Raw genomic sequence first — 12494 nt, forward strand, 5'->3', positions numbered from 1 at the left:
GCCGCGTTCCTGCTAAACACACAAGTTTAAAACAAACTATTAACGTGTTGAGCTAGCGCAGATTTATCACGGAAATGCGACAGCAATCACGCTAGTCGCGCGCATTTTACCGCAAATATCACAAGGTAGCCATGAAAAATGTGTCTGTTTTGAAAGCTTGCGTACGTTTTGGTTACAAACTAGCAAGGTATAGGAGGAGATTAAGACTTTACGAATGTAGCTACAGGCCACATTCTCCATACAATTAAAGGGGTTAATTAACTTCACCCTCATCATAACAGCATAAAGATTACATCAAATAATAAAAAATTCCATTTTTTTCTAACTGCACATTATTTAAGCTAACGAGTTCTCTATCACAAACGTTTTCATCTGTTAAAAAAGCGATTTAGCTGCCAAATCAAGCAACAACAATTCATTAACAACCCAAGCAGCTATCGCCGACTACCAGCAACTCAGAGCGCCACAAATAGGCATCTCATTGAGATTTATCGCTAAAAGTCGTAAAAATAACGCCCCAACATAATAGAAAACGGCCGTAGCCGTTTACTAGTCAACAATCATTGCCGATATGCGCGCGTCTATAGGCCGTCTAAAATCTCAGCACTTAACGCTAAGTCATCGTTACGATTTACATTAACTCCCGCAGAGATGATGTTTCGAGCTATCTCTTTTGCTTGCTCAAGCGAGTGCATCTCATAGGTGCCACACTGATACTCGTTAAGTTCAGGAATATCTGATTGCAAAGCGACCTTAAGTACGTCCTGCATCGCAGCAAGCCAAGCATCGGCAACAACAGACTCACTAGGCGTACCAATAAGGCTCATATAGAAGCCTGTGCGACACCCCATGGGGGAAATATCGATGATCTCAACACTGTCACCGTTTAGGTGATCACGCATAAAGCCAGCAAACAGATGCTCTAAAGTGTGAATACCCCGCTCACTTAAGATCTCCTTGTTAGGCGCGCAAAAACGCAGATCAAATACCGTTATCGTATCGCCTTTAGGCGTCATCATGGTTTTAGCCACGCGGACCGCTGGCGCATTCATTCGAGTATGGTCAACGGTAAAACTATCTAATAACGGCATATTCATTTCTCCAAATTCGCTCTAACTTGCTGATAAACATAGGTTAAGCTACTGCCTAAATCGACTGTAAGCATCTTCTGAGATTAAGTGATACTTACGCACCCCCGCTTCGTAGTCAATATAAGCATCATAAACTTTTTTCATAGTGGCATCCTGCGTGGACTGCTCTGCTATTACTTGCTTAGATAACACGGCGAGCTGAGCCATCACTTCATCGGGAAATTGCTTGATAACCACACCGTGTTCATTGACTAAAGATTCCAGAGCTGCAATATGACGGGTGGTGTACTCATCTAACATATCTTGATTGATCGCTTTCGCTGCCACTTTCACTATCGCTTGCAGATCCGCCGGCAAAGCGTCAAACGCCTGTTGATTAACAAGAAACTCTAAGGTCGTTCCAGGCTCATGCCAGCCAGGGTAATAGTAAAACTTGGCCGCCTTATGTAAGCCAAAGGCTAAATCGTTAAAGGGACCCACCCACTCTGTCGCGTCAATTGCTCCGGTTTGTAGCGCGGTATAGAGTTCACGCCCGGGCAAGGTGACTGGCACGCCACCGGCTTTTCTAAGCACTTCACCACCGAGTCCAGGAAGACGCATCTTCAAGCCTTGCAGATCCGCCATGGAGTTGATCTCTTTATTAAACCAGCCGCCCATCTGCACGCCAGTGTTGCCACCAGCAAGTGGCATGATCCCAAAGGGCTGATACACCTCCTGCCACAGCTCCATGCCACCACCGTAGGTCAGCCAGCCATTCATCTCCTGAGCATTTAACCCAAATGGAATCGAAGTAAAAAATTGCGCTGCGGGTACCTTACCTTTCCAGTAATAGGCCGCACTATGGCCCATCTGCACCGTGCCTTGGCTGACTGCATCGAAGACTTCAAATGCGGGCATGAGCTCTCCTGCACCGTAGACTTTTACTACGAGTCGGCCGTTTGACATCTGGGTGACCAACTCGGCAAAACGCTCGGGAGCCATGCCGAGTCCAGGAAAGTTCTTCGGCCATGAGGTCACCAGCTTCCACTCTATCGGTTTAGCGTCTGTAGCATTCACAACACCTTTATGGGCATCGCCGGACTCCTGCTGGCAACCGCCTAACAATAAGGCCGAGAGGGCGAACAGCGTTCCTAGTAAAAATCTCATAGCAGTATCTCCATTACTTTCATCAGTCAATATTATCCTTTTCTAAATCATTACACCTTAGCCATAAATCTGCGCTGGTAGCCAGGTTATTAATGCAGGCCATATACTCAACACCAACAGCAGCAAGAGTTGCATCAATACAAAGGGCAAAACGCCACGATAGATCTGAGCGCTACTGATCAACTCTTTGGTCACGCCACGCAGATAAAATAGAGCAAAGCCGAAGGGCGGGGTTAAAAATGAGGTCTGTAGATTGACGGCTATCATTATCCCAAGCCAGATGGGGTCTAAGCCCATCGCAAGCAAAATGGGGGCTACCAGAGGCACGACCACGAAGGTAATTTCGATAAAGTCGAGAATGAAACCCAGCAAAAAGATCACCAACATCACTAATAGAGTGGCACCAATGACTCCTCCAGGCATACTGGTAAACAGCTGATGGATTAGCGCTTCGCCGCCTAAGCCTCGAAACACCAGAGAGAATATAGACGCGCCAATCAAGATCAAAAACACCATAGAGGTCACTTTAACTGTGCTTATCATTACCTCTTTAAGCACGGCTAACTGCAATTGCCTTTTACTCAACGCGATCACTAACGCACCAAATGCGCCCACCGATGCGGCCTCTGTCGGCGTTGCGACACCAAACAGAATTGAGCCGAGTACCAAGAAAATAAGAACAAGTGGCGGCATTAAGGCGTTAATGATCCGCATGATAAAGCTGAGATTTACAGGCTGGATCTGTGTGGGCTTTGGAAAGCTATCGGGCTTTAACTTGATTAAGATGAGGGTATATACACAGTACATACCCAACAGCAGTAATCCTGGCACGATGGCGCCAGCAAACAGATCGCCGACCGATACCGACTTTGGACTAAAGATCCCCATCGTTAACTGCGCTTGCTGATAGGCATTAGATAGCACATCACCTAGCAAGACGAGGGCTATCGATGGCGGAATAATCTGCCCTAAGGTACCGGTCGCGCATATTGCCCCAGCGCTAAAAGCTGGATCATAACCCCGCTTTAATAGGGTAGGCAGCGACATCAGCCCCATGGTCACTACCGTTGCCCCAACAATCCCTGTACTCGCCGCCAGTAACATACCGACAAAGAATACGCTAAAGATAAGGCCACCACGAAAGCGGCCAAACAGCTCTGCCATACTGGTTAATAGCTGCTCGGCCACCTTTGACTTTTCGAGTACCACGCCCATAAATACAAACAGCGGCACCGCCATTAGAATCGAGTTATTAATGATCCCAAACAGTCGGTTCGGTAGCGCGCCAAGCAGCGTGGCATCGAATACCCCGATGAACTGACCTATACCCGCAAACATTAGTGCAACACCGGCTAAGGTGAGTGCCACCGGATAGCCAAGCATCAAGACAGCACAAACGGTGATAAAAAGTAAGATCGCCACTAACTCACCTCTCGGGGTGATAAAAATAGCGCCTTACCATAACGAGCCAAGTCGACAACGCCTTGCAATATGAGACTCATAGGTAGCATTAGTAATAGGGATTTTTGCAAGTAAACGAAGGCAAGTCCCCCCGCCTCGACCGACGTTTCGCCGTAGCGCCAAGAGGCTATCACGTAGTCAAAGCTCATATAGGCGATAAACAGAGAAACGGGAAATAGCAACACTAACGTGCCGAGAAAATCGACCCAATGTCGGCCTTTTTCAGAAAAGCGACGATAAAAAATATCCACGCGAACGTGGGCGTCATGCTTAAGTGTGTATCCAGCGGCTAAGGTAAACAGCGCACCATGCAGGTAAAGCGCAGTTTCTTGAAGTGCTGTCGCGCCAATATTAAATGCATACCTTAAAATCACTACCAATAAGGTAATGACCACCATAAACAGGGTAAACCAACTTATCCAACGCCCTAGGGTTTCAGTAAAATTTTCAAGCAGCTTTATCATCAACAAGTACAGCCAGAACCAAACACAACCCATTGATAACAGAAATATAACAATAATGATACACGACTCAAGAAATGAAACTGGTGCTCGGAGCAGATACTAAAAAGCCACAGCGATTGATGCCATGGCTTTAATACTTCCCCTGATGGGAACAACGGCCTGCAAAGGAAGAGATGAAGTGCAAGCCGAGGAAAAGAGTCTAGGCGGCTTAGCCCTTACACTTAGGTGAAACAGGCACATCAACCTCAACAGCCCACTCTTCTGGGGTGTAGGTGTGCATTGAAAGCGCATGTAGTCCCTTAGCAAACTCTTCAGCTAACGCTTCATTTACCGCTCGATGACGACCAATAAGACGTTTACCCTCAAATTCACTGCTAGTGATAATCACTTTAAAGTGGGTCTCAGAGTTTGGTGGTACGTGATGATTCTGACTCTCGTTGATCACCTCAAGGTGTGACGGTGACAGTGCGGCGGTGAGTTTTTCGGTAATGATCTGTTCAACTGACATAACGATGTTCTCAATAAAGCATAAATGCGACTGCGGCAGAGTACTGCGATAGCCTACAAAGATCAACTTATGGGACCCAGCCATAGAGACTCTCACAAAACTAAGGCCAAAGTGCTTACCTTAGTCAACGATTCTCCACCTGATGAAAACCAAGGATTAAACGCCTAAAGGTGTAGTTCAGCCGTGCCTGCCTCTCTTTGAGACGCCTCGGCAGTGAGTGCTCCCACAGCGACTGCATCGGCCAGTGCATAATAAGTAAGTCCCCACTATCAAGCTTTAAGCAGACCTTTTGCCGAGTGGTCTTATGGCGAATAAAAAAGTCTCGACTCGCACCGAGTGTCACCGAGGCGATATCTGACCCTGACTCAATCTCTGGCTCATCATCACTGTGCCACCCCATAGATTCGTTACCGTCTGCATATCGATTAACCAATACACCGTTGGCAATAAGACCAAAGTCTCGCGCTAACTTTAAACGCAGTTTATACGCGTACCTAGGCCAAGGAGACGCCTGAATAAATAGGCCGGAATAGAGGTAATCACATCCCTTATCGGCAAACCAAACCTGACTACGGGGAATGGGGTGGCTCTTACCAAATAAACTGACTTGCGGCCGCGTAAACTCATAATGCAACGATTCATTTAACAGCGCCTGTTGTTGCTGCAGATTAAGATAACCTTTGATAAGAGTGTAAGGCAGCTTATCTAGCGGAACCGGACCGTTTGATATTGAACCGAGCTTTGCAGGGCTAGACTCTACAGGAGTAGCTGTATTTAATGGCGCTCGATCGTCAAAATCAGAGCCAGTATTGGTGCTGGTGTTAGTGTTGGTATCAAAATCAAAGTCCTCTTGTTGCATCTTTTAGCCCTTCACGAATTTAACCACCACAGTCATTTTAGCCCCAGATTAGCCTCAACATTATCCCTTTAACATATCATTACTTCATCATATACCTGCTATAAGAAATCTGCGATAATATGCGCCCTAATTTATTTGGTACTTATTGGCATATGACGACACAGTTTTCAGTATCGGGTATTGAACTCGAACTCTTCCGTTACCCTAGCAGACAAGAGTCTAACCTGCAGGCGTGGGACGCCGCCGATGAGCACCTTATAAAGCACTTACTCGATAACGAGCAAGCCAGGGTTAACACTGCCGTTGTTAACGACGGTTTTGGCGCATTGTCTGCGGCGCTATTGTCTATCGACCCAAGCTGGCCGATCACATTTGAGACTGACGCCAAGACCAGCTTATTGGGCGCCTGCCAAAACCTCACTGGCAACCACTTATCGCAAGAGTCGATAACTTGGGTTAATAGCCGTGACGAATTACCCCAGGGGCTTGAGTTGGTGTTGATGAAGCTGCCAAAGAACCTCAACTACTTTAGCCACCAGTTAAATAGGCTTTCCCATTCGTTACCCGCTGGCACTCGAGTGTTAATTGGGGCTAAAGCAAAGTCGATCAATAAGTCGCTACTTGAAACGATTGAGAAAAACTTAGGCCCAGCTAGTGCCAGCCTAACTTGGAAGAAAACCCGCGTCATCACCTGTATTAGCGATGGCAAGGCTCGTACACTGCCTAAAGCCACCACCTGGTCGGTACCAGAGTTTAAGTTGCAGATCAGCAATTTAAGTAATGTGTTTGCCGCCAACAAACTCGATATTGGTGCTCGCATCATGCTCGACAATATGCCTAAGGGGAACTTCAAGTCGATTGTCGACTTAGGTTGTGGTAACGGTATCTTAGGGCTACACGCTAAGCAGGTTTTCCCTGAGGCTTATATTCACTTTATCGATGACTCAGAGATGGCTGTGGCATCGGCTAGAGAAAACTGGGCACTGAACCAATTGGATAATCCGGCATTAGTTGGTGAGCAAGCAACCTTCGCTTGGGATGACTGCTTAACCAATATGAGCGAAGGCTTCCGCCCAGATCTGGTCTTGTGTAACCCACCTTTCCATCAAGGCGAGGCCATTACCGATCATATCGCATGGCAGATGTTTTTAGATGCCTTTAGACGCTTAAAAAACGGCGGCATATTACATGTAGTGGGTAACCGTCACCTAGCCTATCATGTGAAGTTACAGCGTATTTTTAAGAACTGTACCACTGTTGCCTCGAACGGCAAGTTTGTGATTTTGCAGGCTCAAAAAATCAGTAAGAAGGCACAAGAGCCGGAGAACGGCTCAGACTCCAGCAATGAAACCGATGTGCCTCATCCTCAGAGTGCGCTATATGGCAAGCCTAAAGCCTAGTCTGCTGCAGCCTTAAAAAGCCACCTTATTCTTAGGTGGCTTTTTGTTATTGGCGCTAGCTTAGCTGCAAGGCTAATCAGCTTTACGCTTCACATTCAAAGGCTACCAGCGTGCAAAGTGATCTTCGGTTAAGCCTTGTACGGCTTGTAGCAGATGCTTATGTCCAAAGTTATCGATAATATAGCCGTCAAAGAAACCTAGGTATTGCCTGAAGTTACTCTTTAATAGCCAAAGATTTAGCTTTTCTTGGCGACAATTTTGCGCTGTAAAAATCAGCTCAACCTGACCGTTATCGGAGTAGACCCGCCAGTGCCCCACAGGCTCGGTTCTGTCTCGTTGACGAACAAACTCAAAATGAACCGGACCGAGCAGATGGCGTTCACCATCATGCCAGAACACGTTCTCATGACAGCCCGTCTCGTTAACCCCTGCGGCTAAGTTAAGTCCAATGCTCCCCTGCTCCGTTAAACTGTTAATACTCGCCCAGCGCCAACTGGTTTCACGGCGCATGTAGCCAGCACTAAAATCATATCCAGCAGTCACACGCTGCAGGGGCTGCGGCTCATGGTTGATCAGTAGAGTGCCTTTAACATTTAAGGCATTGTGCTTTTGGGTATAGGTCCAGCCGCTATAACCGGTTGGGTTACACATCGCCATGGGTAAACTCAGCGCTGTAGGGTGCAGGGTTAAATCAGCTTCTATTCCCAGAGCATCTAATTTAACTCGCCACACTCCCTGCTCGATAGCAAACTCAAGCCCCCCTTTAGCCCCCTTTATCTTGGCCCCCCCCTGCATAGGAGATGACGACATCTGATAGCCCATTCCAAGTGGTCTTAGCCAGCTGGTCTCAATAAGCCTGTTTCTATGAATGTCGTACAGATAGCAAAAGGCGCTACCGAGATAGCGAATATCGGCTATCGCCATGCCTATAACGAAGTGAGGCGTGACTATGCTGACAAATTGAAACTGTTTATAGTCAAAATGCTTTGACCAGGAAGATGCAGGCTTATCCATCTCATTAAAATAAGCAAACTTATCGACGGCTAGTTGCTCAACGGGACCGTCAAAGTGACCATAAACCGGGCAACCAGTCTCATCTATCAGCTTTTTAGGCGCTGCAACACTGGTCAACTGTTTTGGCGTCCACAGGGGATTATTATTTGGCATAGTTCAAGTTCCCTTAAGCATTTTCCACTTTACTCTATCTGGAACTCACCAAGGTTAAAAGCCGTTCAACTTTTTCTTACCGTGTAAAAAAGCGCAAAATCTAACTGAGATATCTTAATCGCTTATGAAAAAGTGAGCTCAGCTAAAACAATAAAAGCGCCTAAAATGGCGCTTTTATCAAAATATCTTATCGCTAGTAAACCAATACGCTGCAATTAAAAGCGATAGCTCATACCAATATTGAAACTCTGCACCTCTAATGATTGAATCGGTACATACTGGTACTCAATATTAATCCCTATTCCTGAACTAAATCTAAGCCCCCAGCCAGCTGCCGCATAAAGATCAGTGCCATTCGTTTCTACATGATTGACTTCATCACTTCCCCAGCGGCCAACGTTATAAGAAAGCTCATTTGCACTAGCGCCTAACTTGGCATACAAACGATTACTTGCAGAAAGCTTATATTCACCATATAGAGCCGCTCTATAACCGGAATACTCAATATTAGTAATACGACTAATGATCCCCGTAAAAATACTTGCAACCCCGCCACTACCGTTGAAGTATCCAGCCTCTACACCAAAGTTATCGTGCCACATATAACGATAATAAATGTCTGCGACAAAGTTATCACCACCGCTACTGTTGTGATTTTCAGACTTTTCTAAATCTTGAAAACCATAGCCAACACTTCCGCCTAAAATATGAGGAGACTCTGCAGCAACAGCATTACAACTTATGAAACCCATAAAAAGCATTGTAAAAATACGCATATACATCCCTTAATGCACCAACTACCAAGCAGTTTATTACACTGCTTAGCCGACAAATAATAGTTAAAACGCACAACAAGGAAATACTACAGCAGCTTTGCCAACGTACGCTACCTTTAACAAACCAAATAAACTGCCAATCAGTAAAAGTTAATACAGACTCTGGAATCACAAACATCTTCTGGTATGCTGATGCCACTTAAAATTAGATAAACTATAGTGACAATGAAACGTTTACTTTTACTCATTACCGCCGCAATCTCACTTGTAGGCTGCGCTAGCCAAGGTCCATCTCATATCGCCTTAAACCCTGAGGTGCCCAGTATCACTCAACAAACTGAAATAGAACTTCCTGTCGCACTTGAAACCATTGATACCCGCCCAGCCAACTTTATTGTCCGCTTTAATGACGGCGATAAAGCGGCACGCTTAGTAAGCCCAAGTGAGGCGCCACGAGTACAGATGAATCAAGTCTTTAGAGAGGGGTTTGCTCAGGCTGGCTATCGCATCGATCCAAGTTCTGTCAATCATATGCAGATCCAATTGGAGCAGCTATTGACCGATGTCGATGAAGGCACCTTTGGCTTCGAAGCAAATAGCCAGATTATTATCAATGTCATTGCTAAAAACACTAATCAAGAGCTTACTAAGCGCTACCGTGCAAAAGGGGTACTAAAAGGACCATTCAGCGCTGACTTTGCGACTCTCGAGCTTGAGATGAATAAACTCTTGGGTGAACTGACTCGCGATATTATCAATGATCCTGAGCTTAATCACTTCATTCAGCAATAGCAGAGCAGGCTAGGCTTGCAGTATTCAATTTGCCATTTAAAGGGACACTATGAAAACTTGGATAACAAACATAACTAACATGACACGAAAAACCGCTAAGATAACCAAGGTATTCGCCTCCTTGGCCCTGTTAGCTGTGAGTCAATTCTCCTATGCTGTGGACATTCAGCCCAACACCCTCTATCCACAAGTCGAACTCGATACGAGCATGGGCAAAATCGTGGTGGAGTTAGACAGAACCCGCTCACCAATCACGGTTGATAACTTTCTAACCTATGTGGTTAAGGGGCATTATGACAACACCCTGTTCCACCGAGTGATCCCTGACTTTGTAGTGCAAGGTGGAGGCCTCGACTTGAAAAAGGAAGAGAGGCCCACCGATAAGCCTATCGTCAATGAATCGGGCAATGGCCTGTCTAACCTCACGGGCACCATCGCCATGGCTCGAGAATCTGAGCCACACACGGCCACCAGCCAGTTTTACTTTAACGTGGTCGATAACGAGAAGTTAGACCCCTCTTCTCGCCGTTGGGGCTATACGGTTTTCGGTGAAGTCACTTCGGGCATGGAAGTGCTACAAGCCATGTCACTGGTGCCCACTGAGTTTAATAATCAACTAGAGTGGCCTGACTTTCCAGTGCAAGATATTGTTTTAAAAAAGGCAACCCTGCTACCGCGAAACTAATCCAACTAACTTTAGTAAATACAGACTTTGAATTGTTTTGAAATATTTTGAAAAATTTTGAGCAAAAGCCCTAATCTTCTGCCTATACTTATTGCGTTAACCAAAAGGAGGCGGCTCAGTGACACCTAACGAGTTCATTGACGATAAAGCGCCCCAGCTGGCTTTCTATGGAAAAGCGTTTTTGAGTGACAAACTCGATTTCAAAGAGATCCAGTTATATCTATGGGACACCCTAGAAGAATGGCAAATGTACAATCATCAGGGTGATGCGCAAACAGATATGGAACGTGTGTTTTGGCATTTATTGCACGCCTTTGACAGGTGGCCAAGTTGGGCGATTCGTGGCAATCAGTTTTTGCGAAAGCAAGTAGACGATTGCTGTGATTATCTCAGCATAGGCGGTCAAATTCCTCAAGGCTGTATCGGGATTAGACCTTAGCAACTGACACATTTGTATCCATAGTTAAAATATCCACCTAAAGAGCAATCTCGCTCGACCAAAGCCCAGACCACTATTTTGGTTTGGGCTTTTTACTAACAAAACGCCACCACATACTAAAATCTAGCTCTATCTAGATTAATACCTTGAACCTAACTGCGCTGAACCGTAAGATTTAAGCAACTAACTCCAGCAAAGCTTGTTTATGTCTTCTGCATCCTCGCCCTCTTTCTTTCAGCGCTTTAAAGACGCCGCATCAATCTATTGCCACAAAAGGGTATTGATCTTACTTCTGCTGGGTTTTTCAGCTGGCTTGCCGCTAATGCTAGTTTTCTCCACCCTGTCATTTTGGTTAAGAGAAGCTGGAGTAGACCGTACCGCCATAGGGTATTTTAGCTGGATAGCGCTCGCTTATGGGTTTAAGTGGGCTTGGTCCCCTCTTGTGGATCGAATGTCACTGCCGATATTCACTCGGCTTTTAGGGCGCCGGCGCGGCTGGATGATGTTCGCGCAACTCCTGCTGGTCGCTGCGATTGTCGGCATGAGTCAAAGTGATCCCCTTGCCGATCTGGAAAGGCTTGCGCTGTTTGCCTTAATGGTTGCCTTTGCCTCCGCCACACAAGATATCGTTATCGATGCATTTCGAATCGAGTCCGCACCAGTCAAAATGCAAGCCGCACTGGCTGCTGCCTATCAGGTGGGCTATCGCAGCGCAATGATTGTCGCGACCGCTGGCGCACTGACTATTGCAGCATGGATAGAGCCTAACAGCGACAGCTATAGCTTGATGTCATGGCAAACGGCTTATTTAGTCATGGCGGCACTCATGTCTATCGGTATTTTTACCACCCTGTTTAGCACTGAACCTGCCGTTGAAACCAAAGAGGTCGATGAAAAAGAGGCCGAACTAAAAGTCAAATTTGCCGCACGTTACCCTAAAGCCGTTGCCGCGAGTTTATCTTGGCTCTATACCGCCAGCGTACTGCCTTTTATCGACTTCTTTAAACGTTATGGTCGCAGCGCGATCCTTATCCTATTACTGATCTCCTGTTACCGCATCTCTGATATCGTAATGGGAATTATGGCTAACGTGTTTTATGTGGATATGGGCTTTTCGAAAACTGAAATTGCCACCTTGAGTAAGATCTATGGCCTGATAATGACCTTGGTCGGTGCTGGGGCTGGCGGGCTGCTAATCGCTCGCTATGGCACGATGAAGATATTGTTCTTAGGTGCGCTCTTAGTGGCCGTGACGAACCTACTTTTTGCCTATCAAGCCATGATTGGCTATAACCTCAGCTTCTTAACTTTCGCCATTTCGGTGGATAATTTCAGTGCAGGTATCGCCACCGCGGCCTTTATTGCCTACCTATCGAGCTTAACTAGTAGTGGTTACAGTGCGACGCAATATGCCCTGTTGTCATCGATTATGCTGCTTTTCCCTAAGTTTGTTGCGGGCTTCTCCGGTGCCTATATCGATGCCTATGATTATGTCAGCTTCTTTATCGCTGCCAGCTTGATTGGTTTTCCTGTACTTGGGCTCGTTATGCTGGTGCAGAAATATGCGCCCAATCCAAGCCTCAATGAACAAAGCGAAAGTGAGCCCAGTGATGTAAGCAAAGAGACCAGCGCCTAAGAAGCATGCGTTAACCTTGTACTCAGTTAAGTTACACAGTTATGAGCACGCCCTAATGGCTAACTATCGA

At 46.2% G+C, this 12494-nt stretch carries 13 protein-coding genes; 5 read left to right on the forward strand and 8 right to left on the reverse strand.

Annotated elements, in window-relative coordinates:
* Nucleotides 1-581: 581 nt before the first annotated feature.
* From luxS to L1D44_RS03230, 6 genes are all read right to left on the reverse strand, one after another.
* Nucleotides 582-1091, reverse strand: coding sequence for an S-ribosylhomocysteine lyase (luxS, locus tag L1D44_RS03205; RefSeq protein WP_220770502.1), 510 nt, complete (start codon nt 1089-1091; stop codon nt 582-584).
* 48 nt (nt 1092-1139) lie between these two features.
* Nucleotides 1140-2237, reverse strand: coding sequence for a TRAP transporter substrate-binding protein (locus tag L1D44_RS03210; RefSeq protein ID WP_239888797.1), 1098 nt, complete (start codon nt 2235-2237; stop codon nt 1140-1142).
* Between the two features lie 57 nt (nt 2238-2294).
* Nucleotides 2295-3659 carry a TRAP transporter large permease subunit gene (locus L1D44_RS03215; RefSeq protein WP_239888798.1) on the reverse strand — a complete coding sequence of 455 codons (1365 nt, stop codon included), beginning with the start codon at nt 3657-3659 and terminating at the stop codon, nt 2295-2297.
* On the reverse strand, nt 3659-4162 hold the full coding sequence (locus L1D44_RS03220) for a TRAP transporter small permease subunit (RefSeq protein WP_239888799.1): 504 nt from the start codon (nt 4160-4162) through the stop codon (nt 3659-3661). The genes L1D44_RS03215 and L1D44_RS03220 overlap by 1 nt, the downstream gene beginning before the upstream one ends.
* Before the next feature lie 208 nt (nt 4163-4370).
* Nucleotides 4371-4670 carry a BolA family protein gene (locus tag L1D44_RS03225; protein ID WP_220770521.1) on the reverse strand — a complete coding sequence of 100 codons (300 nt, stop codon included), beginning with the start codon at nt 4668-4670 and terminating at the stop codon, nt 4371-4373.
* Nucleotides 4671-4794: 124 nt separating this feature from the next.
* On the reverse strand, nt 4795-5529 hold the full coding sequence (locus L1D44_RS03230) for an alpha-ketoglutarate-dependent dioxygenase AlkB (RefSeq protein WP_239888800.1): 735 nt from the start codon (nt 5527-5529) through the stop codon (nt 4795-4797).
* 152 nt (nt 5530-5681) lie between these two features.
* On the opposite strand from L1D44_RS03230, the gene L1D44_RS03235 reads away from it, so the two are divergent.
* Entirely contained in the window at nt 5682-6929 is a 1248-nt protein-coding gene (locus L1D44_RS03235) for a methyltransferase (RefSeq protein WP_239888844.1), read from the forward strand.
* A gap of 102 nt (nt 6930-7031) precedes the next feature.
* Here the strand turns inward: L1D44_RS03235 and L1D44_RS03240 are convergent, their stop codons facing one another.
* Complete coding sequence (locus L1D44_RS03240) at nt 7032-8096, reverse strand: DUF2804 domain-containing protein (protein ID WP_239888801.1); 1065 nt, start codon at nt 8094-8096, stop codon at nt 7032-7034.
* Nucleotides 8097-8311: 215 nt separating this feature from the next.
* Nucleotides 8312-8872: a porin family protein gene (locus L1D44_RS03245; protein WP_239888802.1), complete on the reverse strand. Its 561-nt coding sequence runs from the start codon at nt 8870-8872 to the stop codon at nt 8312-8314.
* A 225-nt stretch (nt 8873-9097) separates the two neighbouring features.
* Here L1D44_RS03245 and L1D44_RS03250 point away from each other — a divergent pair, with 225 nt between their 5' ends.
* The 4 genes from L1D44_RS03250 (at nt 9098) to L1D44_RS03265 (ending at nt 12424) form a co-directional block, all read left to right on the forward strand.
* The gene (locus L1D44_RS03250) at nt 9098-9664 is read left to right on the forward strand and encodes a YajG family lipoprotein (protein ID WP_239888803.1); all 567 of its coding nucleotides are present in this window, start codon (nt 9098-9100) and stop codon (nt 9662-9664) included.
* Nucleotides 9665-9743: 79 nt separating this feature from the next.
* Nucleotides 9744-10349 carry a peptidylprolyl isomerase gene (locus L1D44_RS03255; RefSeq protein WP_239888845.1) on the forward strand — a complete coding sequence of 202 codons (606 nt, stop codon included), beginning with the start codon at nt 9744-9746 and terminating at the stop codon, nt 10347-10349.
* A 118-nt stretch (nt 10350-10467) separates the two neighbouring features.
* Nucleotides 10468-10788 carry a hypothetical protein gene (locus L1D44_RS03260; RefSeq protein ID WP_202721903.1) on the forward strand — a complete coding sequence of 107 codons (321 nt, stop codon included), beginning with the start codon at nt 10468-10470 and terminating at the stop codon, nt 10786-10788.
* A 205-nt stretch (nt 10789-10993) separates the two neighbouring features.
* On the forward strand, nt 10994-12424 hold the full coding sequence (locus L1D44_RS03265; protein WP_239888804.1) for an MFS transporter: 1431 nt from the start codon (nt 10994-10996) through the stop codon (nt 12422-12424).
* The last annotated feature ends 70 nt before the right edge of the window (nt 12425-12494 follow it).

This window comes from Shewanella sp. Isolate13 (assembly GCF_022398325.1).
In the GTDB taxonomy this organism is placed as follows: domain Bacteria; phylum Pseudomonadota; class Gammaproteobacteria; order Enterobacterales; family Shewanellaceae; genus Shewanella.